Genomic DNA, 23,930 nt, shown 5'->3' with positions numbered 1-23,930 from the left:
AGTGCAAAGCGTACTGCGCCCCGCTTATTCAACCTAACTACCTATGCAATTAAAGTTTACCAAAGAGTCTGATTTTCGGCAGGAGCGGGACTTCAGCAACAAGTTTTCGGCTTCCTTCGAGTTTGTGATGGCGCACTGGCAGCCGCTTGGCCGCTGCCTCATCTACTTCGTGCTGCCCGCGGCCTTGCTCATGGGCATTCTATTGGGGCTAGCCCAGTCCAACGCCCTGCGCTTGATTACCGAAGGCGCCAGCTCCACATCAACTCCGTTCGGCCGTCTGAGCAACCAGTTTGGTGCATTTCAGTGGCTTGGCATGCTGGTCAGCCTTATTTCCTATGCATTGCTGGCGGCCACGGTATATGGCTACGTGAAGGTGCGGATGGAACTGCCACCCGAGCAGGAGGTAACTCCGGCGCTGGTGGGCGAGCGGGTGAAGTACGATGCCCCGCGCATGGCCGTTTCGGGGCTGGTGGCTGTGGTGCTTATTGGGCTGGGCTTTGTGCTGCTATTTATTCCAGGGATTTATCTGAGCATTGCTGTAAGCCTAATTTGGGTAATTCAGTCGTTTGAGCACAAAGGCGTAGGTAGCGCCATCAGCCGCAATATTTCTCTGATTAAGGGTAAATGGTGGTCTACGTTTGGCCTTGCGGTGGTAATGTCGCTTCTGGTAGCACTCATGGGCATGGTTTTTCAACTGCCGCAGGTGGTACCGTATGTGGGCAAGCTGCTGGGGTGGGAATGGGCTAGCTCCAACTTGTTCCTGATTGCCGGCAACGTTGTAGCTTCTGCCGGCGGGGTAATGCTGTACACGCTGCTACTGGTGGCCCTGATGTTTCAATATTTCAATCTGATAGAGCGCAAAGAAGGCATTGGGCTGCGCAGCTTGGTAGACAGCTTGGGCAACGGCCCCGCTCCGGTGGCGCATAACCACGCTTACCGGCCCGATGACGAAGGCGAATACTAGAGCGCCTATCCCTTATTCCTGCTTTCTTCCTTACTTAAATCCGGCGTGTTTTCTTTTGTTTCCACTTATCGGTTGTGCTTGTTTTGGCTGCTGACGCTGGGCTGGCTGCTGGCTGCTACTCCTGTGCCGGCCGCACCGCAACCCGCCGCCACAGTTCCCGCAAGGCACCTGCCCCCCGACCAGAACAGCCCCATCGCCCTTCGCAAGCCTGCCCCGGCGCGGCTGCGGGAATTTCGGGAGCAGCGCGAGTTTCAGTACGTAACCGTAAAAAGTGAACAGAGCGCCTGGGATTTGCTGATGATGCGGTTTTGGCGCTGGCTAGGCGACCTGCTGGAGACTCGTTCTGGTAAAATAGTCTGGGAATACGGCATCTACGCCGCACTGATTGCAGTACTCATTTTCGTGGTGCTAAAGCTCATGCAGGTGGACATCACCCGCGCCTTCGGCCGGGGCGCCCGCCGGGCACCGCTTTCCTACGACGTTGATGCCGAAGACATTCACGCTCTGGATTTCGGGGCGCTGTTGCGGGAGGCTGAAACCACCGGCAATTACCGCTTGGCCGTACGCCTAGGTTATCTGGAGGTGCTCAAGCAGCTCACCGACCAAGGCTTGATTCGCTGGCAGCCCGACAAAACCAACCACGACTACCTCTACGAGCTGCCCCCCGGCCCGCTGCCGCCCGCTTTCCGGGAGCTAACCCGCCAGTTTGATTTTGTGTGGTATGGGGAGCACGACGACCTTACGCCCACTCATTACGCGCAGGCGCGCGCCACCCGTGAAGCATTCCAGCAGCTCCTGGCCGCTCCCCGCCGCGCCGCCTGACCCAACACTAGTGCTCCGTATCTGGTGCCTGGCACTTTGGTCGCTCTAAGCCATTAAAACGTAGTTCCGACCTTGTTTCCAGGCAGTAAGCACCACATACTGCCACTAGGCACCAGATACGAAGCTCCATCAAATAAGCACTAAGCACGACCAAAACATGACTACTTTTCGCTGGTATCTGCTGGGGGTGGCGCTGCTGTTTGGGGCGTACGTGGCCGTAGAATACTACCGGCCTAAGGAACTCGACTGGACGCCGACCTTCCAGAACAAAGACAAGATTCCGTACGGGGCCTACGTGCTCTACGACGTGTTACCCGATCTGCTGGACGTGACGACGCGCGACGTGCATATCGTGCGGGTGCCCATCTACAACCAGATTGAAGGCGAGGACGAGCCCGAGCGGTCCTTTGAGCAGGAAGTTACGCCGGATTCCAGCCAGTTGGCGGCCGATACCACGGCGGAGGCCGACACCGCGCAGGCTCCAGCCGAATCTGAATCTGACGACGCTGACTACGAGGCGGGCCTGACGGAAGCAGGCTACCCTAGGGCCACTTACCTCTTCATCAACAACGAGTTTCAGCTAAGCTCCTCAGACTGCCGGGCGCTGCTGCGCCACGTGGCCCGCGGCAACGACGCCTTTATTGCTGCCGAGCAGTTCAGCCGCCTGCTCACCGATACGCTGGGTTTTAACTCAACCATTTCCCTGAACAGGGCGCGCCGCCGCTCAGTAGCCGCAAATCCCAAGCTGCTGGATTCGGTCCGGATTCAGCTGACCAACCCTCGGCTGGCTGGCCAGGCCGGGCGGCTGGGCTTCCGCCTACCCGCATTGGGCGCCGCCTACCGCCTGGTACCAGACAGCATGATGCGAGGTACCACGCTGGCCACCGACACCACGGGGCAGGCCGTACTGGTACGTGTGCCACACGGCCGGGGCCACATTTATCTGTGCACAGTACCGTTGGCTTTCACCAATTATTTCGCCTTACAGCCGCGCACCGGCAATTTCGCGTTTGCGGCCCTCTCTTACCTGCCCACCGGGCGCATGGTGTGGTGGGATGAGTACCAGAAGCAGGGCCGAGTGGGCGAACAATCGTTGCTGCGGGTGCTGCTGGCGCACGATGCCTTGCGCTGGGCCCTGTACCTGAGTGTGGTGGGCATTTTGCTGTTTGTGGTAGTGAAGGCCCGGCGGCGGCAACGCATCATTCCTATTCTGAAGCCATTGCCCAACACCACGCTGCTATTCACGCGCACCATTGCCGGCCTATACCGGCAAGGCAACAACCACACAGCTATTGCCGAGAAAAAGATTCAATTGTTTTTAGAGCATTTGCGCACCCGCTTTCACGAGCCAGGGCTGGACTTGAACGACGAAGCCGCTCGGGAACGGTTGGCGCAAAAGACCGGCTTGCCCCGCCCCGATGTAGACGCGCTAGTTCGCCGAATCAATTTTCTACTCACAGCCCGGCAGATATCAGATGCTGATTTAGTAGGATTGAATAAGGCTATAAATGACTTTCGGAAAGCCGCATCATAATTATTGCACTATTATCTAAATTATGATTTTATCTATTTATAACTATTCCTATAAAGCCTATTCATAACCATATGGCCTATATATTCGGTGACACCATACAACCGGTATAAAATTATTTAAAGACGCTTAATTCAGATCATCACTTCTCTTTTGCCTCTTCGCCTCTCTAATAGAAATGGAAAACACTCCTGATTTACCACAAGATACTTCGCCACTATACACCAACCCTTCCACTGAGCCCATCAGCGCAGAAGCTTCCACCGCCGGCGACCCAACGGAAACGCCTGCCCTAGAGCCAGCATCAACAGCAGCCTTCACTTCCCGCACCGATCTGAGTCACCTCAGCCGCCACGCCGACGCCATCCGGCAGGAGTTGGGCAAGGTGATTGTCGGCCAACACGCTTTGGCCGAATTGCTGCTTACGGCCCTGCTAGCTGATGGGCACGTACTATTGGAAGGCGTACCAGGCGTAGCCAAAACTCTGACTGCCAAACTGCTAGCTCGCACCCTAGATGTACCATTCAGCCGGCTACAGTTCACCCCTGACCTGATGCCCTCCGACGTGCTCGGTACCTCAGTATTTCGCCCGAGTAAAGCTGACTTTGAGTTTCGGCCGGGACCGATTTTCGCCAGCATCGTGCTGATCGACGAAATCAATCGGGCTCCGGCTAAAACCCAGTCGGCGCTGTTTGAGGTAATGGAGGAGCGGCAGGTAACGCAGGATGGGACCCGCTACACCGTACCTGAGCCCTTTGTGGTGCTGGCCACCCAAAACCCCATTGAGCAGGAAGGTACCTACCGCCTGCCTGAGGCACAACTCGACCGATTTCTGTTCAAGCTGAACGTAGGCTATCCCACCGTGGAAGAGGAAATTGGAATTTTGCAGGGGCATCACGCCGGTTTTGGGGGCACGCCACTTGAGGCAGTGCGTACCGTACTTACGGCCAACGACCTACGCAACATGCGGGAGCAAGTGCGACGGCAGCATGTAGAGCCCAAGCTGCTGGAATATATTGCCCGCGTGGTAGGCCAGACCCGCGCCCATAAAGGCCTGTATTTGGGTGCTTCACCCCGCGCCTCGCTGGCGCTGCTCAACGGGGCCAAAGCCCTAGCGGCCCTACGCGGCCGCGACTTCGTGACCCCCGAGGACGTGCAGTATTTAGCGGCCCCAGTGTTGCGCCACCGCATTCAGCTCACACCAGAGCGCGAGATGGAAGGCAGCACTCCCGATGACATTGTAAAACAGATTCTGCAACAGATTGAGGTTCCGCGCTAATTCTGGTGTCATTGCCTTGTTGTTTCTCTACGCAGTGACAGTTTCTGTTCGATGAAATCATTTTTCCTGACGCGCCGCTTCTTTGTACTGCTCTTCGCTCTTATTGTTGGGCTGGTAGTGGCGTTTTTCCTGCCGGGCTGGCTGGCCGTTGTGCAATTGGGGCTGGGCTTGCTGGTGGCACTCGTGGCCATTGATACTGGCTTGCTGTACGTGCCGGCGTGGGGCGGAGCCGGGCACGTGTTCGGCCGCCGGGTGCTGGGCGACAAGCTCGCCAACGGCTCCGACAACGACGTGGCCATCTACCTGGAAAACCACTACCGCTTTCCAGTGCGCACCGAAACTATTGATGAGATTCCGCATCAGTTTCAGCGGCGCAACGTGCTGTTTCGGGCCCCCATAAAGTCTGGCGAAACCACCGTTATCAACTACCAATTGCGGCCAGTGAAGCGCGGCGAGTACGAGTTTGGGGCCGTGAATGTGTACGTAGCCTCGCCGCTGGGTTTGGTACGGCGCAGGTTTCGCTTCGACGATAGCCGGACGGTGCCAGTGTATCCGTCGTTTTTGCAGATGCGGCAGTACGAGCTGCTGGCCATCAGCAACCGCCTGACGGAGGTGGGCGTGAAGCGCATCCGGCGGGTGGGCCACAGCCTGGAGTTCGAGCAGGTGCGGCCCTACGTAACCGGCGACGACCCGCGCAGCATCAACTGGAAAGCCACTGCCCGCCGCACCACCACCGGCAACGCCGCCGACTCCTTGGTGGTGAACCATTACCAGGACGAGCGTGCTCAGCAGGTGTACTGCCTCATTGATAAGGGCCGAGTGATGCGCATGCCGTTTGATGGATTGAGCTTGCTGGATTATGCCATCAACGCCACGTTGGTAGTCAGCAACATTGCCATTCTCAAGCACGATAAAGCTGGGCTGGTTACGTTTTCGCACCAACCAGGCACTATTCTAGCCGCCGACCGGCGCGGCGGGCATATGCGCAAGCTGCTAGAAGTGCTGTATCGCCAGCGCACTAAGTACCTGGAAACCGACTACGAACGGCTTTACATCAGCGTCAAGACCAATATCCGGCAGCGCAGCCTGCTGATTTTGTTTACCAACTTCGAGACGCTGAACGGCATGCAGCGCCAGCTGCCGTATCTGCGCCGCATCGCCAAAGACCACTTACTGCTGGTGGTGTTTTTCGAGAATACCGAGCTGCGCGAGTTTCTGGATGCCCCCGCCGCCACCACCCAGGACGTGTACAACCAGACTATTGCTGAGAAATTCGCCCAAGAGAAGCGACAGATTGTGCGGGAGCTGAACCGCTACGGCATCCACGCCCTGCTCACTGCCCCCCAAAACTTGACGGTGAACACCATTAACAAGTACCTGGAGTTCAAGTCGCGCGGCTTGATCTGAACCACGGATTCACTCATCAAATGACTCTAGCCGGGCGTTGTCGAGGAGCAGGTTGGTGGTGGTGCCGTAGTAGAGGAAGGTGATTAGGATATTGTCGAAGTCGGCTTTGGGGGGGCGCATGTCAAAGTGCAGCTCGCGGGGCCAGCCACCTTCCAAGGAACGTTGCAGATGCACAGTGCGGGTCTTCAGGATTTCGTCGCCGCGGCGGAAACGGACCACGTACTGGGTCATGCGGTTCACGTCCCACTCTTTCTGGTCGGCGCGGGCCTGGGCGTAGGCGCGTATCCACTCAAACTCGCCACGTTTCGCCGAAATTACCCACTCGGCGCTGCGTGGGTGCTCAGTATCGAGCTTTAATGAGCAGTTGCCCTGCAAAGCGGGCGTCCCGCACACACCCGGCCCAGGCTGCTCGAAGTCCTGCTGCCATAAGGTGCGGCTGTTGCGGGCGGTGCCGGTGAATTCGGCGTTGCTGTCGAGCAGCAAGTACGTTTCCGGGGGCACTTCGTAGCGGAACACAGTGCGCCACAGGTAAGCCCGAGTCATTTCGCCAGCGGCCAGCAAGCCGCCGTGGCCGCCAGGTACGGCCATCTGGTTCAGCCAATAGCCGTACGTGCAGCCCACCACCGCTACTACCCCATAGGCCGCCGCCCAACGAGGCCGTGCCAGCAGCCACCGCAGCGCCGCCGCCAGTGGCCAGGCCAGCACCGCATAGCTCTGAATCATGGCCCGGGCGCCCAGGCCGCCGCCGTACGCCCACTCGCTCCAAGCAAACGTAACGTAGGTAAACAGCACCGTGTACACCAACAAAGCCCAAAAAGCCGTCGGCTGCTGCCGCCGCAACGGCCCGAAGCCCACTAGCGCGGTGAGCAGCAGCGGCGAGTACATCAGCCAGCCCGTCCGGAAGCTGAAGATTCCATCAAACAGGTGCGGTTTCAGCCAGTCGAAGCCCTGCTCTTGGTAGCTATAGACCACCCAGCGGCCAGTAGCATAATGCCAGTAGAACAGCTGCACGCTCACTATCACTGCGCCCGCCATCAAGGGCCCCAGCAGCAGCAGCCAATGCCGCTGCCAGAAGGCCAGACGGTCCCGCAGCACTGCCCGGTTGGGCGCCAGCCCCCACAGTACTGGTATCAGCCCGGCCAGAATTTCCGTGGGGCGGGTCAGGGTCATCAGGCCGACGATGGCGCCAATTCCTATGGCTCGCGCCAAGTTTGGGTGGGCGTAAAAGGCGGGCGTAAGCAGCAGCAACGCGGCGTACCAGAATAGCAGCCAGCAATGCACCATACCAGCATGGCCGGCGGCGCTATACGTGAGGTAATTGGTGCCCAGCAGCAGAATCAGCAGCGCGAGGGCCGTGGGCCACTCTCCGAAGCGCGGCAGCAACGCCCCGCGCATTAGCCAGAAACTCAGCACGCACACCAGCAGGCTCCCCAACTTCACAGCCAGCTGATAGGGCGCCGAAAATCCATCAGCCGGGAAGCTCAGCGGCGCCGCCAACTGGTGCGCGACCAGGAAGAACGGTAACTCCTGCAACGCCAGCCCCACCGGGTACTTCATCACGAAATTACCGCTGCTCGAATCCCGGTAGGCCTGATATAAGGTGGGCGTAGGAGCGTACTCCTTGAACATCTGCTCCCGGAAATTCAGCTCGCGCAGGTCATGGTGGATGAGGGCGGCAGGCAGGTAAAGGTAGTAGCCCGACGCATCCCAGTTGATAACCGGCGACGAGGGAGTGCGCCAGGTTTCAATGGGTGGGTAGTACCACCACGACCAAGCCAGCAGCAACACCGTACAGCACCAGCCGGCCAGGCGGGAAGGAGAATTCATAGCAAGCAGTGAAGCGCCGGGACGAGAGAAAAAGGACAGCCGGCAAATTGCGGAAAAATCGGGGCCAGACCAACCGCCGGCCAGCAAGCATAGGCCCGGCACGAATGCTGCATACGGACGCTCCTACCGACGGCACCCGTATCTTTCGCCGCCACCGTTCCCTACCCTGTCGCCTATGTTTAGTCGTTTGTTTGCTGTTGTTGTGTTGCTTTTGTCCAGCTTGTTGCCGGTTTCGGCGCAGCTTAACTCGGTTACCCGCAACCTGTTGCCAGTGCCAAGCTCGGTACGCTGGGGCAACGGGCAGTTCGTGGTGAAGCGCACATTCACCGTGCGCATAACTCAGGAAGACTTGATAACGCGCGACAACGGTAGCATCAAGAGCACCACCCAGAAGCTGCTATTTTCTCAGCTCACTTCGCCTACTTCGGCCTTTATCAACACCCGGTTCACGGAAACCGGTCCGGCCGACTTAACTATTCGCTATGGCAAAGCAGGCCGCGCCGAGCTGTTTGATGAGGAGCGGTATAGTTTGCGGGTAACGCCGATGGGTATTGCCCTGGATGCTCCTACTAGCCTGGGTGTGTTGCGGGGTTTGGCCACATTGCGGCAACTGGTTACCGATGCACCATCTGGCAAAAAGCACCTACCTGAAGTAGACATTCTGGACCAGCCCCGTTTTCCGTGGCGCGGACTGCTCATTGATGCTTCGCGGCACTTTATGCCCGTGGCGCTCATCAAGCGCAACCTTGATGGCATGGCCGCGGTGAAGATGAACGTGCTGCACTGGCACCTCTCCGACGACCAGGGCTTTCGGGTGGAAACCCGATCTTTGCCCCGGTTGCACCAAGTGAGCGGGCAGTACTACACCCAGGCGCAGGTGCGCGAGGTACTGGCCTACGCCGCCAAGCGGGGCATTCGAGTACTACCCGAGTTCGACGTACCCAGCCACACCATTGCCTGGTTTGCGGCCTACCCCGAGCTGGCTTCCAACGACTCCACGTACGGCGTGTACCAGAGCTGGCGCACCTCCAACATGGCCATGGACCCCACCAAGGAATCCACGTATGCCCTGATTGACACGCTGTTCAAGGAAATGACCGCGCTGTTTCCCGACCCGTACTTCCACATCGGGGGCGACGAAAATGACGGACGGCAGTGGCGGCGTAGTCCGCGCATTATGGCCTTTGCCCGCGCCAACAACATGCTGAAGTCCGACGGCAAAACGCTTGATAAGCATGTGCTGCAAACCTACTTCAACCGCCGGGTGCTGGCCATCGTCACGAAGTACAACAAGAAGATGGTGGGATGGGACGAAATTCTGGGGCCGGGCCTACCGCAGGATGCCGTTATCCAGAGCTGGCGCGGCAAAAAAGGCCTCAACGATGCCGCGCAGGCTGGTCATGCCACGCTGCTATCCAACGGCTACTATATCGACCTCAACTATTCCGCCGCTACCTACTACGCCACCGACCCGCTGCCCGCCGATACGCCTCTGACGCCCGCACAGCAAAAGCTGGTGCTGGGCGGCGAAGCTACCATGTGGGCTGAATTTGCCGACAGCGTGGTGATGGATTCGCGCATCTGGCCTCGCACCGCGGCCGTAGCGGAGCGGCTTTGGTCGCCGGCCGCGGCCACCCAAAATGTACCAGATATGTACCGGCGGTTGGCTGTGGTTTCCACGCAGCTAGAAGGCTTGGGGCTGCTACACCGCAAAGCCCCGCAGCAGCTTCTGACGCAGATGGCTGGTCCGACTTACCGGGTGCCGCTACGCACGTTGGCAGAAGTGGTGGAACCCGTGAAGGAATACAAGCGCCATTTTCAGGGCTTCACCTACACCCCCCAAACGCCCCTCAACCGCCTCGTTGATGCCGCCCCGGCCGAGTCCGACCGGGCGCGGGAGTTTGGCGTGGCCGTGGATACGCTGCTAGTGTATCGTTCCGCTTTAGCGGATAAGAGTAGCCCCAAGGTCCGCCCCGCCAAAGCCGCCCTGGCCACCGTGCGCGACCAACTCAGGATCTGGCAATCCAACGACGAGCTACTGAAGCCGCTCTTTGCCACCGCGCCCGCCCTCACCGAGTACGCCCCGCTTTCCACCCAACTGAAACTGCTGGCTACCCTCGGTCTGGAGCGGTTACAGCAGCTCGAAAACGGGCAGGCCCCCACCCCTACCTGGCTGGCTGCCGCCCAAAAGCAACTGGAAGCTACCAAAGCCCCCGCCGGCCAAGCTGAGTTGGCTTTGGTACCGGCCATGCGCAAGCTGTTATTGTAAAAAATAGGAGCTAGTTCCCCTCAGATGAGGAGGGGTTGGAGAACTAGAGCTAGAAAGCTGAAACTAGTTGCTGTTCAACGGCAGATCAACCACCCCTAACCCCTCCTCATCTGAGGAGGGGAACTAGCTCCTATTTTTATAATCGTAAGGCATAAGTAGCCTTTAAAACAGCACCGATACCTGCATGCGGCCGGTGTTGACCACTTTCAAGCCGTTGGACTTGCGGCCGTCGTAGGCCAAGTTTACGTTGAGGCCGTTGCTGAGGCGCTGCTCGATGTTCAGGTTCCAGGTGAAGTTGCTGCCGGGCCGCAAGGCGTTCAACACCTCCAACCCGACCACCGAATTGGCATCTCCTTTGAACCCCACCCCTACGTAGCGGGTGCTGGCCGTAATAGTGCGTTTGCTCACTTGGCTGAGGCGGGTTTCAATGCCTAGCTCATCGAAGGTGCCGCGGGCTTCGCCTTTGTCGTTGATGGGTGTGGTGTTGGTTTTGGTGGTGCGCAGATAGGTGCCGGTGAAGCGTAGCGTGCCGTTGGGCTGGTAGCTGATTTCGGGAGCCAACTCGTAAATCAGCAGCCGGAAATTCCGGTCTTTCAGGTAATTGGAGTTGTTTTGCCGGATAGTGCGCGAGGTAGTAAACCGCCCCGTAAACGACTGTGCTAGCGTCCGGCGGAGCAGCAGGCTCTGCGCAGCAAGGTTGCGGATATCGGAGCCCTGGGCCAGCAGGGTTTTCTGCTGGGTTTGCTGTACGGTCAGCTCGGCCCCGAAAATGGGATTCGAGCGGTTGAAGTACAGCGTATTGCGCAGCAGTTTGTTCAGAGATAGAAGCAACGAATCCTCGGTCTGGAACGCAAACGGATTCAGGCGCGACGACAAGCTTTTATCGGTAGTACGGCGGTCCAGCGTAACGGTGCTGATGGTGGAAAACCGCGCCACTGCGGCCCGCCAGCCGCCAGCTTCGCGCCAGTTGCGGGGCGCGGCGGTGGTGAGGCGGTAGCTGAAACGGTTGGTGAAGGCAATGATGTAGTCGTCGGTAGGCAGATACACTTTGATGTGGGTGCGGTACACCGCATCGGGCGTGGGGGCCTCGAAGAACTCTTCTTTCTGCTGTCCTGGTTCACCGTTGGATTCCTGAAAATAGTGCGTCCCCTGTCCGTTTGGTATGGCCACAAACGAGAAGTCGCGGCGCAATTCCCGGCCAGTAGCCACGGAGTAGCTTAGCTCGGAGCGTACTTGGTTTTGCAGCAGGCTAGCGTTCCAGTCCACTTTAGTCAGCACGGTGCGCTGGCGGACACTGTCGCGGGCGGCCAGGTCCCGGTAGGTGGCTAGCACGGCCAGGTCCTGGTAGCGGCCGAGGCGGGTGGTCATGGTGCCCTGCCAGGTTTGGGCGGTGCCGCGCCGCTGTAACTCGCTCTGGTTGGCGTTGGGCGTTTGGTCGCGGCGGTAGGTGTAGTCGGCCCGGAACTTGGTTTTGGCCGTATCCTGGCTCTGAATGAACACGTTGTGCTCATCGAAATAATTGGCCGACGACAGCACCACCGAATCACCAGTGGGAGTGGTCACCCGGTTTTTATCGAAGCGGTAGGCATAGCCGGGTATCACGCGGCCCCGCACGTAGCGCGCCGTGGCCTCGCCCCGCGCCCACGTCGATTTGCCGCTGCCGGCTTGGGAGTTCAGCAGAAACAAGCTGCCGCGCATCTGCACGCCACCTATTTGCCGGGCCCCATCCAGCCAGTGCTGCAAGCCGTCCACCTCGCCTGAGCGGTAGCGCCGGCTGAGGCGGTAGTTGATGGCGTTGTCGGCGTCTTTGGCCGCGCCCACCGCAAAGTTCAGGATGTTGTCGGCGCGGGCCACGCGGCGGGTGGCGTTGCCCTGCACGGTACTGGCGGTGCTCCAGTTTCGGTCGAATTCAATGTCGCGGTACCGGTCAATGGGCGCGAATTCCGGGCTAGTGTATTCGTAGTCGAGGGCGCTGCGGAACCGATAGTCTTTTAGTATGCCCAGCCCCGGTAGCTTGCGGTCCTGCACCACGTAGCCAATGCGCATGGCCTGACCCTTGTCCGACTGCGGCGAAAACCGGTTCAAATCCAGCTCCGACGACGCCACATCCACAAACACAGTGGAGGTGGAATCAATCTGGTAGCTGGCGCCGGCCGAAATAATCTGCTTCTGCAATGGCGCCGGAATCAGACGGATGGCTTGGTAATTACCCAGCCCTGGCCCCACGTACTCATATACCCGCCCGTTGGCGCTGGCCTGCGCCACGCTCAGCTTGTAGTCGCCGTTGCCCTGGCCTAGATCGGTAAAGCGTACGGTGTACGCGCGTTGCAAAGAGTCCGTCAGATAGGTATATATCTCCACCTGCTGGCCACCTACCAAGCGGGTTTCGCGGGTGTACTGCACCTGCTGCCGGCTGTAGGTGGTGGGCTCTCCACCTGGTACGCTGGCCTGTGGCACGTTGTCGCTCAACCTACGTAAGGCCACCCGATCAGAATCCGAGAGAATAAGGTTGGGCGAGTTGTCGGGGTTGTCGGCTTCGCGGTAGAAGTTGCCGTGCAGCGCCAGCCGCCCTACCTGCTGGTAGTGGCTGGCCGAATAGAGTGCGCGGGCATAGTTGAAATCGGAATACTCGAAGTCAATCTTGATGCGTGAGTTGTTGGTAATCAGGTGCTGGGGCGAAAACGTAACCTCGGCCTGGTTGTAGTCGATGATGTAGTCGTTATCGAAACCCCGCGTCATCAGCCGGCCATCCAGAAATACCCGCTCAGAATTGGCTAGCACGATGATGTATTGCTCGCCGTTGGGCCCACGCAGCCGGTAAGGCCCCTGCACGTTCTCAATGGGCGTCACATCAATACTACCGAATTTGCCCTTGGCTACCCCACCGGCCACCGTAGTGGAGGACCGCACCGGCCCAAACCGGCCTTGGGTTTCCGAACTACTAGTGCTCGACGTAAGACCAGTGCCCGCCAAACCGGGTGCCGAGGGAGTCACGCTGCCGGGCACGGCGCCCTGGTTGAGGGTGGGCGTTTGGCCGCCGTTGCTGATGCTGGTGGTGGAATACGTGCCCGGATTGACGCCGGGGTAGCTGGGCACCGGTGTGAGCTGGGGCGTGCTAAAGCCGCTTAGCCCGATGCCTAGCTGGCCCAAATTCACTTCCAGCGCCGCACCCTGCACGTTTTTGTAGAAGCGCAGAAAGTAGTCGGGCTTGTTGCGGAGTACCACGTCGCCGGCCGTCAGGTTCCAGCGCTGGCTGGTAAGCGTGATGTAGATTCGGTCGAATTCCTGGAGTTGCTGGGTGTTGCCTTCGGGCTGAAACGGCACGCTTTGGTCGCTGATGGCGGCCGTGAGGTTGATGTTTTCGGTCAGTTTGCCTTCCAACTGCAAGTTCAGCGAGGAGTTCACAAACACATTCTGGGCGTTGCCGAAACTAATGCCGCGGGCCAGGTTACCGGTTTTATTGATGCCCGGCGTACTCAGAATCTGCTCCTTCACCGCGAAATCCTGCAGCCCAAACGTACGCCTTGGGAAGTCTACACTATCAAGCAGCCCGCGCGGCCGCCGGAACTGCGGCGCGGCCAGACGCATCGGCAGCACCCGGTAACACACCAACACCGAATCGAGGCCGGGCAGCAGCACATCGGGCTGGCCGGGTTCGGGGGCGGGCACGCGGCGGCGCTGGGTGTAGCGGTACCGGTCGGTGCGCGTATCATAAGCCACGGCGCGCCCGTTGATACTGACGGAGGACGGTACCACGGTTAGGGTATCGGGCAGCGCAAATTCGGTGAGGTCTTGGTCGGCACTGAGACGCACCCACACGCAGCGGCGCGTGTTGGGTGGCAGCTCCGGCCGCTGCTGGGCTCGGGCTGATGCAAGGGCTAACGCCCAAAGAGGTATCAGCAGCAGCCAAAAGCGCAGGAAGCGGGGCGTAAAACTGCTGATCATCCAGGATAAATAAATACGAAGATACGCAGGCTCAACAACGCATATTGCCACCAACTTCGTGCCTCTTCTTGGCTGATAGCTTTTAGCTGTTGGCTGTTCGCCTTTTCTCGGTGGATGACATTATTAGTTTGCCATCAGCTAACAGCCAAAAGAACTAGCCCGCCAGCGGCAACTCGATATAAAACGTGGTGCCGATGTTTTCCTCGGTTTCAAACCAGATGGTACCGCCGGCACTTTCGATGCCGCGCTTGGCCACCGCCAGCCCAATGCCGGAGCCGGTAGCTTTGGTGGTGAAATTGGGCACGAACACCTTCTCGCGCACCTCATCCGGAATACCCGCGCCGTTGTCCTGAATGGCAATACGCACCCGTTTCTCATCCTGAATTTCGAGGCTAGCGCTAATAACCGGGGCGCGGCTCTCGGGTACGGCTTGTAGGGCGTTTATAAGTAAGTTGTTGAAGGTGCGCACCAACAGGTTCTCGTCGGTAAATACCACCACCGGCTCGTCGGCTGCTGGCAGAATCAGTTGAATGGTGGCATCTTGGCGGCTACCTTGATGCAGTTCCACGCAGCGGCGCAGCACCGGCACCACGTCCAGCCGCTCAGGGCGCATAGCGGGCAGGTTAGTGAAGTTGCTGAACGAGGTGGCAATGTCGGTCAGCACGTCAATCTGAGTAATGAGCGTCTGCGATACTTTTGCCAGCATCTCATTGATATTGGGCCTGTTATCTTGAATAGCGCGCTGCAAAAACTGGAGGCTCAGCTTCATGGGCGTAAGTGGGTTCTTGATTTCGTGGGCCACCTGCCGGGCCATTTCGCGCCAGGCGGCCTCCTTTTCCTGCGCGGCCAACTCTTGTTTGCTTTCCTCCAGCTTTAGCAGCATGGTGTTGTATTCGCGTACCAGCAACCCAATTTCGTCGTTGGACTGGTAGTTCAGCATTTCGTTCTGGCCCGTCAGCGTGGTTTGCTTCAGCTTCTCGGTTACCAGCTTCAGCGGGTTGGTCAGCACCCTCGACGCCACGAAAGCCAGCACCAGAAACAGGATGAACATCACCGTAAACGTGTTCAGGATGATGGCAATCAGCTCAATCAACTTGTTGTCGAGGTCTTTCTCGGAATCGAAAAACGGGATACCCACGTAGCCCAGCACCACGCTAGAGCGCTCATCAGTTTCCGACACCGTGCGCAGCGGCAGATACAGCGTATTGAACGACAACGACCCGGCGCGCTCCGTGGCCAGCACCCGCGGCTTGATCTGCTCTTTCAGCCCAGCCAGCGCCTGCGGATTCATCAGCGTACCTAGCAGCCCCGACTCGAAGATGATGGGCTGGCTGCTTACCAGGAGCCGGCCACGGGCATCGTAGAGGTTGAGGTCGGTTTCTGTGAGGGCCGATACGTTGTCGGCTAGGTCGAGCAGAGCCGGGCGGCTGGCCGAATCGGCAAGTAGCTTGCTATTTTCCAGTAGGTTGTCCTGCACGGCCCGACCGCGCCGCTCGTAGGTGCGCCGCAGGTCGCGCTGGTAAGACTTCTTCACTTGGCTGATAGTGGCCACGCTCACCACCAGCAGCGGCACCAGAATACCCAGGTTCAGGAAGAGTTGAATTTTGGTGCTGAAGTTGGTACGGAACACGTCGAGGTACTCACCGCGCCCCAGCCAGTACACGCTGCCGCAAAACAATCCCAAAAAGGCGTGCAGCAGAAACAGGAACGAGAAGTTGGCTAGCCAATCACCGAAGCTGTACGTGGCCGTCGTGACGACTACGGTGCGGTATTGGGTTTCATCACGCACTGCCAGATGGTGGAAGCGGCCCACAACCAAGCCGGTTTGGTACAGGCGCGGGTTCTGGTACAGGGCGGGCGTGAGGCGGTTCACGTAGTCATAATCACCCTCACTATACACCAACTGGTTGTCTTCGTAGCCGGCATAGCTGAGTTCGGCCCCCATGCCCGACTGAAAGAACTTCTGGTCAACCAGCAGCTCGGGGATTACGCTGTAGGTGGTCAGCTTTTTCAGCGTCAACTCCAGCAGAATAGTGTTGTTACCTCGGGTTGTTGGCACGGTTACAAAATCGACGTAGCGCCGAGTGCTGAACGAGTTGCTGCCGCGCACCAAGAACAGGTTCAACTGGTCGGTGCGGGCGGCAGCCCGGAGCAGGCGGGTACGCATCTGGGGCAGCGTTTCGGCGTCAGAGCCGCTTTCCACGGGGGTTCCACCTGGCTTGAAAAGCGTCACCACTATTTCGTACTTATCGAAATAGTCGCGCAGGTAGCCACGCACAATTTTCTGGCGTATCACTTCGGGCCGTGTGGTACTGTCGGCCAGCATGACGTGCAGTTCGGGGTCGGCGGCCATTTCTTGGCCTCGCTCACTGAGTAGTACTTCGCCCTGCAAGTCATTTTCGGCCAGCAAATTGCCAGCTAGTGTCTGCTTGTTGAGGACGAGTTGCCGGTCGAAGTGCTCGAAAAGAGCCAGCGCTCCTACTGCCGAGCTGATACTCAGCATCAAAAACAGAAACAGATAAGCTTGATACGGAATGATGGCCGCCACCTGCCGCAAGCCCGTTAGCCGCAGCACAAAGAAGAACAGTAGCGTGATGCCCAGCAGAATGAAGTCAACCTGCCCAAGCACCAGCCCTAATGGCAAAAACACCGCAGTACTAGCAGCCAGTGCCAGCACGCCCGTCCGACGCGTTTCGTACCGGACGGTTGCCTCAAATAGCTGAGCCAGCGCATAGAAGCCCGTCAGATAAGCAGCAGTATGCAGCACAATAGCCAGGCACAGCAGCGCCTTGAAGCCACTAACGGATATATCCTGAGTGACATCTAGCACCAGCTGAGAATTGTTGAAGCTATTGGAGTAAAACTGAAACAGCAGTTCCAGCAACCCAAAAAAGCTCAGTACCAGCCCCGCCCCCACCATCATGCGGCGCGACAAACGCTGCACCCGCGCCGGCCATAAGGCCACCCGGTAGTACCTAAATAGAAGCAGCCCGTAGCTTGCTGCCACTAGTAGCAGCAGCGCATTGATTAGCAGGTCGCCGAGGGAAGGCGACAACCAAGAAGCCGCGTATACCCGCGGGTTGAACAGCGGCAACTCGATAAAGGAAAATGGCAGTCCATAATGCAGCAATATTGCCCGCATAGCGGCCAGCGGCACCACCGCCACTGCCGCACCAGTCAGCGGCCGCCCGGCACGAAACAGTTGCCGCGCCCACAGCAGCAAGCCTGCTACAAAGAGAATAAGCCCCGCCAACATCAAAGTTAAGGGTAGGTATTTGCCGGCTGTAGAATTGGGCTGGAGACTGTCCAGTGAGAATAGGTAGTTTCCTTCGTTGGAGTAGAGCTTGGGCAGATTGGAGCTAGCATTGCCGGCTACGAGGCGCAAGTTTAATCCGCTCAATAAGGCGCGTTCCGCGCCATCACGCAGGTAGCGGTTGTTGATGCCATAACTCCGTTCCAACGGAACGTAAGTGAGCACCACGTAGGGCCCGGCCTCGTGCCGTAGCGCCAAATAGCGCCCGAACTGCATGACAACCAGCTTCTCGTGAAACTCCTGCTCGGCATTAGCCATATCAGGCCGCACCGTATGGTCCGACCAGTACAGTAACTGGCTGCCGCGAAACACAAAACACGGATAAGTGGTCTTGCCTACCAGCGTTTGAAACTTGAGTTTGCCTTGCAAAGCCTGCTCGGCAATGATGGCGGCTTCCTGCTCGGCCTCCGTTTCGGCCGTCATTACCAGCTTTTGCAGCCGGGCGGCATCGGCCCGCAGCAACGCGGCCGGCGACTGGCCGTAGCGGTTACTCAGGTAGGCACCCGCAAAGCAAAGAATAGCGGCCAGCAGTAAAGCCAGCGGCAAAAACCGGGAGAACTTCAAACGTCAGTTGTTATGGCCGCAGCAGATGGCACAGCAGGAACCAGCACCCAACAAAAATGCCGCCAAATGGCGGCATTTCCTATTTCTTATCCCGTGGCCCCAGCTATTCACGCAGCCTATCTAGCAGGCCCGAATCGTAACGGATACCTCCAAAAAAGTACAGCATCACCACCCGGGCGTAGCGAAAAAGCAATGGCGTCATTAGTACGACAATAACCGCTACTGTAGTGATATACACCCACACCGGCGGGTCATCGGCAAGATAGTACAGCAACATACCGGTCAGGAAGACGATACCTGTTGAGAAGCCGTAGCTGATGTACATAGCGCCCCAATAAAAACCTACTTCGGGCTCATAGTATTGCCCACAAGCCACACAGTCTTCGTACATCTCATCAAAGCGTCGCAGATTGAAGGCCGAGTGCTTGAAAAGAGGCCCACGGTGGCAGCGTGGGCATTTCTGAGCCAGCATTGCCAATACCGTGGAATCAGAAACGGCCACTACTTGGCAGTTACCTTTTTGGTTGCTTGCGTGTTGCGGTACCAGAAATAGCCAACCGCACCCATCAGCAGGTATGGAATAGTGGCCATGTACAGAATCCCCTTATTGAGGCCCGAGAAGTCATAGCCGTCTTTTTCTGTCCGGGAGGATTCCACCTGGGTTTTGCACATGGTGCACTGCGCAGTAGCGGCTAGCGGAGCCAATCCAAACAGTAGCGCCAGCACTGCCACAAAAAACGAGTTGATTATCAGCTTCTTCATACTCTTTTCAACAATAGCCGTCAGGCAAAGTTTCCTGTTTTAGGTGTAGTACGGTGAAATCATGAAGTACACGATAACGCCAGTAATTGATACATATAACCAGACAGGAAACGTATAGCGGGCAATGCGACGGTGTTTGGTAAACTGCTGGGTCAGGGCGAAGTAAAGCGTGAACAGCACCAGCCCCACCGTAACAGCTGCTAGCACAATATGCGTGAGCAGAATAAAATAGTAGATACCCTTAACTAGCCCTACTCCCCCAAACTTCGTGCTTGGTTCCTGGGAGTGATAAGCCACGTACGATACCAGAAAAAACGACCCCATCAGAAAGGCCATACCCATCACGGCGCGGTGGGCAGCCACGTTTTTATGCCGGATAAAATAGTATCCGGCTACCAACAGCACGGCCGTCAGGGAATTCAACACGGCATTCACCGCTGGCAGTATTTTCACGTCTACCCCCTCAATCCGAAGGACATTGGGAAAGAAGTACAGGATAGCTACTGCTATCGGAATAATGGCCCCAAGTACTGCGGCCAGTACTTTCAGCGTGGTATTGCTGCCGGGTTCGACTGGCGGTTTACTGATTGTGGTCATAGGTGTAGAGCAGTACGTTGATTTCCGTCATGAGGCGGTCCACGTCTTTTGGCTTCATCCCATCGTAGATGCCGCGTACACGTTGTTCCCGGTCAACTAGGTACAGGTTTTGGCTATGCACAATACCTGGTGCTACGCCACTAGGCATGGGCAGTTTGAACTCCTCGGTAGCTAACCGATAAAGAGCAGTTTTGTCGCCAGTCAGGAAAAACCATTTGCCGGCAATAGCGCCATATTGCTCGGCGTAGCGGCCCAGCACCGCCACTGAGTCGTGCGCTGGATCAACGGTAAAGGAAACCAACTTCACTCGAGGATCAAGCCGGAACTTCTCCTGCACCCGCGCCATCTGGCTGTTCATGCGTGGGCAGGCGCCGGGGCAGGTGGCAAAAAAGAAGTTGGCCACATACACGCCGTTGCCCAAGTCCTTCTGAGAAATCTGCCTTCCTGATTGGGAGTAAAGTTGGAAGTTGCCTAATTGATGGAAAACAGTATCGCGCCGCCACTTTCCTTCTACCAACGTTGAGTCAACGTGGTCAGGCAGGAAAGTGGGCAGCGCGTAACGGTTGGTACCAAACGTGTACAGAAACACGAAAGCTAGCACCGGGACCAAAAGCATGAGGCCCAACAACAGGACGTGTTTGGGCCTCATGTGTTAATTGAAGGCGTTCTGAATGGCTTGGCCACCATAAGTCCCCTCAGAAACCAAAGCAATTAGTAGCCAGATTAGTAGCGCCATCGGAATAAGGATAGTCCAGATCAGGGCTTTCACTTCATGCTTCAGGTGCATGAACTCGGCTACTATAAAGAAGGCCTTGAAGATGGTCAGAACAATAAAAATCGAGTTGCGCAACGTACCGGGGTTCATCAGGAATACAAACACGAATTCCAGTGCGGTAATACCTACCAATACGAAAAAGGTCTTCCAGATCCACCCAACGTTGGGCTTCGGAATTTCGCCAGCTTGTACTGGCTCAGTGCTTGCGTGATTAGCCATTATTTTGAATGGTTGAATTGCTGAAAAGTGAATGGCTGGCAGTTTGACAAAACAAGTTGGAACGGCCAGTCATTCAGCCATTCAGCCATTTAATAATTAAACCAGGTAGAAGAAGGTGAAAACGAACACCCACACCAAGTCTACAAAGTGCCAGTACAAACCTACTTTCTCTACCATTTCGTAGTGCCCACGCTTATGGAAGGTGCCGTTGGTAGTAGCAATGAAGCAATACACCAGCAAGCAAACACCCGAGAATACGTGGGTACCGTGGAAACCTGTGATAAAGAAGAACAAGTCGGCAAATAGTACTGGACCGTACTGGTTCTGGGTTAGGTTAGCACCATAGAACGTAGTACCATCAGCCATTAGAGTACCTTCTTCGTGCCCACCGATAAAGTGGCTCCACTCCCAGGCCTGAGAGGCGAGGAAAGTAGCACCGAACAGAATCGTCCAGAGCAACCATTTCTGCACGTCCTTTTTGTCCATCCGATGCCCGGCTTCCACAGCCAGTACCATGGTAACTGAGCTGAAGATAAGAATCATCGTCATCAGAGCCACAAAGCCTAGTGGCACATCCATGCCATGTAGACCTGGGAAGGCATTGAACACCTTATCCGGAATAGGCCAATAAGCTGTCGAGAATTCGAACGGAACGCCGGCATTAGGGTCGAAAGCAGGATTCCGGTGACGGATCAGGCCGTAGGTGGTCAAAAACGCGGCGAACGTGAAGGCGTCCGACAGCAGGAAGAACCACATCATCAGCTTACCATAGCTGGCTTTGAAGGGTTCGTTGCCACCGTCCCAGTTGCCACTCCGCGGCCGTTCGGCAGTAGAAGAAGCTGTGGTTAGGGGCTGCGTCGTGGAAATGGTGGACATAGCGTGCGGGGTAAGACGAGACTAGTGATTCAAAAGTAGGAACAAATACAGGTACAACCAAAGCCCACCAAGGAAGTGCCAGTAGATGGTTACGTTGCCAATGGAAAGCATCTGACGCGAATGCACCTGATAATTAAAGCTTTTGCGCAATACGCGGAGCAGAAAAATCAACCCGGTAATCAGGTGGAAAGCGTGTACTCCCATGAGCACATACAGGAATGAACCCGATGGATTAGCATCAACGCCACCGAAGTGAATCTTGTTACGAACTAGTTCACCCCACACGCTCCATTGTCCCACCAGAAAGGCTAAGCCCAGCACAAACGTAATGATAATACCTATCTGGACTTGACGTAACTCGTCTTTCTTAGCAGCGAAATAAGCCCATTGAATACTGGCGCTACTGGCCAGGATGACAAGGGTGGTGTAAAGCAAACCACCTGGCAAAGCAAACTCCAGCCAGTTTCCTTCTTCACGGCGTACGATATAAGCGCTGGTGTAGGCCGCAAAAATCATGGTGCTGCTTATCATCATCAGCCACAACAACACGCGTAGTGGATGCGCGCTAAGCGCGGGCTGCCGGTCTTTAAGAACTTCTAATTCCGAAGAATGCATGGCAAAAATTTATGGTTTCAAGTAGGACTTGTCTTGTTTAGGAACACCCAAAGCGAAAATGTAGTTTGGCATTTCTAAGGATATAAGCCATTTTCTTAAAGAGACTTACATCTTGTCTAATACCAAGGCAATTTGTACGATGGGAAGGTATAAGAAAGAACCAAACATGATGCGCATGGCCGCTTTCTTAGTGCAGGTGCGCATCAAGTAAAAGGTTTGCATCAGAAATAGAACGCCACATACTACAGATATCAGAGCGGAAGTTTTACCTGCCATATTAAATTGCAAGGGTAGCAAGCTCAGCGGAATCAAGACCAACGTGTAGGTCATTATCTGGAAAGCAGTGCGTAGGTCTTTACGTCCCGGCGAAGGCAGCATCTTAAATCCAGCTGCCTTATAGTCATCGTCGAGCACCCAAGCAATGGCCCAGAAATGCGGAAACTGCCACATAAACTGAATGCCGAACAACACCCAGGCTTGAGGTCCAAGCACACCGGTAGCAGCCACGTAGCCGATGAGGGGAGGCATCCCCCCCGGAATAGCACCAACCGCTACGCATATCGGCGAAATGGTCTTAAGCGGGGTGTAAATAAAGCCGTATAGAATCAGCGAAATCAACGACAAGGCGGCGGCCAGTGGATTAAAGAAGTAGGTCAGTATAGCTAATCCCGCTACTCCCATAACAACCGTAAACACCCATGCCTCCGTGATGCTAAGCACTCCTTGCGGCAATGGTCGTTTGGCCGTGCGCTTCATCAGCTTATCGAGGTCAACCTCGTATATCTGATTGATTGTATTTGCTGCACCCGTTACCGCTAAGCCACCTAGTAGCACTAGAAAAGCTCGTCCCCAATCGAAGGATTGCACTCCCAGCAAGTACCCGATAGCACTGGAAAATGCTACCGTCAGCGCGAGCCGGAATTTTATTAATTGGAAGTACGCCCTGGCTTTAATCATCAGTGGGTAGAACAACGCTCCCGGCGAAAAGGTATTCAAACCGGGCTGCAAAGTTACGCAACAACGCCCGCATAAGCGGCCTGCCTTTGCATTTTCAATTGCTGAGCGTAATGAGTTAAGGTTAGAAACTGCACTCCAAACAGCACAGTAGCTACCGTCAAGTGAATAGGCTGCACAGCAGCTGGTAGCGCCAAATAAGCCAATATCACTCCAGCCATGATTTCAACGCCTAGCAATGCCATTACGGCTGTTGCGAGCCGTTGTAAGGGTACATGGCGAGTCTTGAGCAACTGGTAGCCGATATACAGATTGAGGCCTAGCAACACAAGCGAAAAGGTGCGGTGCACTTTGAACAAGCTACCTAGCTGTTCCACCCACTCAGCCCGCCCCAGATAATTAGAAGCCATGGCCACCACATCTATTTGCTCCCGAACTTGAGTACCAAGCACAATCTGCCCGAATGTACACAACACGGCCAGTACAAGCAGCGGCATCAATTTGTCGGAAACCGTGCCATTTGAAGTCGCTTCGACAAGCTTGTTTTGTTGCGAACGGTCAACCGCATAAATCAACATGGCAACAATTAGCAAGGCAAGCGCCATGTGTACTGTCACGAGTTCTGGAAGTAAGTTGGTTGATACCACCAATGAACCGAGCCAACCCTGAAATCCAGTTAGTAAAAACGACCCAAAAGCCAGCCAAAATATGGTCCGGTCACGTCGCCAATAAGGCATTGCCAATACAACTGTTATAAAAATAAATATGCCAATCAGTGCTCCTAAAAGACGGTTCACATATTCTATCCATGTCTTAGTAGCATTGAAGTCAGTTTCGATGTATTGGGTAGGATGTGCAAATATTTGCCCAGCAACTTGCTTAAAGCCCAGACGCTCCAGCGTTTTAGCTAACCTTTGATTCTTAGCCACTCTCTGGGCAGTATAGATTTCCTTATAGCCTGTAGGTAATTGGCTGACTTGCGTTGGAGGTATCCAAGTGCCAAAGCATTTAGGCCAATCAGGACAGCCCATACCTGATCCAGTGCTTCTGACAATCCCTCCTACTAGAATTAAAAGGTACACAGCCACGATGGTCACAATGCCAAAGAATCGAAAGCGGCGCACAAAAAGTGGTTGAGCCATAGATTTACTTGAAGTACGAAGAAGCCAATAGGTAAACAGTTGTATTACACAAAATGTGCTACACAACTG

18 protein-coding genes are annotated in these 23,930 nt (G+C 56.3%); 6 read left to right on the top strand and 12 right to left on the bottom strand.

The window, feature by feature from the left end; translation table 11 throughout:
* Positions 1-43: 43 nt before the first annotated feature.
* From G536_RS0105440 to G536_RS0105420, 5 genes are all read left to right on the top strand, one after another.
* Positions 44-964 carry a hypothetical protein gene (locus tag G536_RS0105440; protein WP_022822575.1) on the top strand — a complete coding sequence of 307 codons (921 nt, stop codon included), beginning with the start codon at positions 44-46 and terminating at the stop codon, positions 962-964.
* Positions 965-1,009: 45 nt separating this feature from the next.
* Positions 1,010-1,786 (top strand): DUF4129 domain-containing protein, encoded by a 777-nt coding sequence (locus G536_RS30375; protein WP_157530427.1) that lies wholly within the window; start codon positions 1,010-1,012, stop codon positions 1,784-1,786.
* Positions 1,787-1,943: 157 nt separating this feature from the next.
* Positions 1,944-3,320 (top strand): DUF4350 domain-containing protein, encoded by a 1,377-nt coding sequence (locus tag G536_RS0105430; RefSeq protein ID WP_022822573.1) that lies wholly within the window; start codon positions 1,944-1,946, stop codon positions 3,318-3,320.
* Between the two features lie 382 nt (positions 3,321-3,702).
* Positions 3,703-4,596, top strand: a complete 894-nt coding sequence (locus G536_RS0105425; RefSeq protein ID WP_425402126.1) for an AAA family ATPase — start codon at positions 3,703-3,705, stop codon at positions 4,594-4,596.
* A gap of 51 nt (positions 4,597-4,647) precedes the next feature.
* Entirely contained in the window at positions 4,648-6,003 is a 1,356-nt protein-coding gene (locus tag G536_RS0105420; protein ID WP_022822571.1) for a DUF58 domain-containing protein, read from the top strand.
* A gap of 9 nt (positions 6,004-6,012) precedes the next feature.
* Here the strand turns inward: G536_RS0105420 and G536_RS26410 are convergent, their stop codons facing one another.
* Positions 6,013-7,830, bottom strand: coding sequence for a hypothetical protein (locus tag G536_RS26410; protein WP_022822570.1), 1,818 nt, complete (start codon positions 7,828-7,830; stop codon positions 6,013-6,015).
* A gap of 202 nt (positions 7,831-8,032) precedes the next feature.
* On the opposite strand from G536_RS26410, the gene G536_RS26405 reads away from it, so the two are divergent.
* Entirely contained in the window at positions 8,033-10,099 is a 2,067-nt protein-coding gene (locus G536_RS26405) for a beta-N-acetylhexosaminidase (protein WP_169515047.1), read from the top strand.
* A gap of 162 nt (positions 10,100-10,261) precedes the next feature.
* Here G536_RS26405 and G536_RS0105405 read toward each other — a convergent pair whose 3' ends face one another.
* From G536_RS0105405 to G536_RS0105355, 11 genes are all read right to left on the bottom strand, one after another.
* Positions 10,262-14,044 (bottom strand): hypothetical protein, encoded by a 3,783-nt coding sequence (locus G536_RS0105405; protein WP_022822568.1) that lies wholly within the window; start codon positions 14,042-14,044, stop codon positions 10,262-10,264.
* A 154-nt stretch (positions 14,045-14,198) separates the two neighbouring features.
* Positions 14,199-17,921 (bottom strand): sensor histidine kinase, encoded by a 3,723-nt coding sequence (locus G536_RS0105400; protein ID WP_022822567.1) that lies wholly within the window; start codon positions 17,919-17,921, stop codon positions 14,199-14,201.
* A 103-nt stretch (positions 17,922-18,024) separates the two neighbouring features.
* Positions 18,025-18,423, bottom strand: coding sequence for a DUF983 domain-containing protein (locus tag G536_RS26400; protein ID WP_022822566.1), 399 nt, complete (start codon positions 18,421-18,423; stop codon positions 18,025-18,027).
* Entirely contained in the window at positions 18,423-18,683 is a 261-nt protein-coding gene (locus tag G536_RS0105390; protein ID WP_022822565.1) for a hypothetical protein, read from the bottom strand. Before G536_RS0105390 ends, G536_RS26400 begins: the two co-directional genes overlap by 1 nt.
* Positions 18,684-18,722: 39 nt before the next feature.
* Positions 18,723-19,280 carry a DUF420 domain-containing protein gene (locus tag G536_RS0105385; protein WP_022822564.1) on the bottom strand — a complete coding sequence of 186 codons (558 nt, stop codon included), beginning with the start codon at positions 19,278-19,280 and terminating at the stop codon, positions 18,723-18,725.
* On the bottom strand, positions 19,264-19,929 hold the full coding sequence (locus G536_RS0105380; RefSeq protein ID WP_026879853.1) for an SCO family protein: 666 nt from the start codon (positions 19,927-19,929) through the stop codon (positions 19,264-19,266). Before G536_RS0105380 ends, G536_RS0105385 begins: the two co-directional genes overlap by 17 nt.
* Positions 19,930-19,932: 3 nt before the next feature.
* On the bottom strand, positions 19,933-20,274 hold the full coding sequence (locus G536_RS0105375) for a cytochrome C oxidase subunit IV family protein (protein ID WP_022822562.1): 342 nt from the start codon (positions 20,272-20,274) through the stop codon (positions 19,933-19,935).
* Between the two features lie 96 nt (positions 20,275-20,370).
* The gene (locus tag G536_RS0105370) at positions 20,371-21,150 is read right to left on the bottom strand and encodes a cytochrome c oxidase subunit 3 (RefSeq protein WP_022822561.1); all 780 of its coding nucleotides are present in this window, start codon (positions 21,148-21,150) and stop codon (positions 20,371-20,373) included.
* Positions 21,151-21,171: 21 nt separating this feature from the next.
* Positions 21,172-21,765 (bottom strand): cytochrome c oxidase subunit 3, encoded by a 594-nt coding sequence (locus tag G536_RS0105365; protein ID WP_022822560.1) that lies wholly within the window; start codon positions 21,763-21,765, stop codon positions 21,172-21,174.
* 105 nt (positions 21,766-21,870) lie between these two features.
* A complete protein-coding gene (gene cyoE / locus G536_RS0105360; protein ID WP_022822559.1) occupies positions 21,871-22,722 on the bottom strand; it encodes a heme o synthase in 852 nt (283 codons plus the stop codon).
* Positions 22,723-22,775: 53 nt separating this feature from the next.
* Entirely contained in the window at positions 22,776-23,861 is a 1,086-nt protein-coding gene (locus G536_RS0105355) for a COX15/CtaA family protein (protein ID WP_022822558.1), read from the bottom strand.
* Positions 23,862-23,930: the final 69 nt, after the last annotated feature.

It is taken from the genome of Hymenobacter norwichensis DSM 15439 (assembly GCF_000420705.1).
Classification (GTDB): Bacteria; Bacteroidota; Bacteroidia; order Cytophagales; family Hymenobacteraceae; genus Hymenobacter; species Hymenobacter norwichensis.
This window is presented reverse-complemented; position numbering and strand designations above follow the sequence as displayed.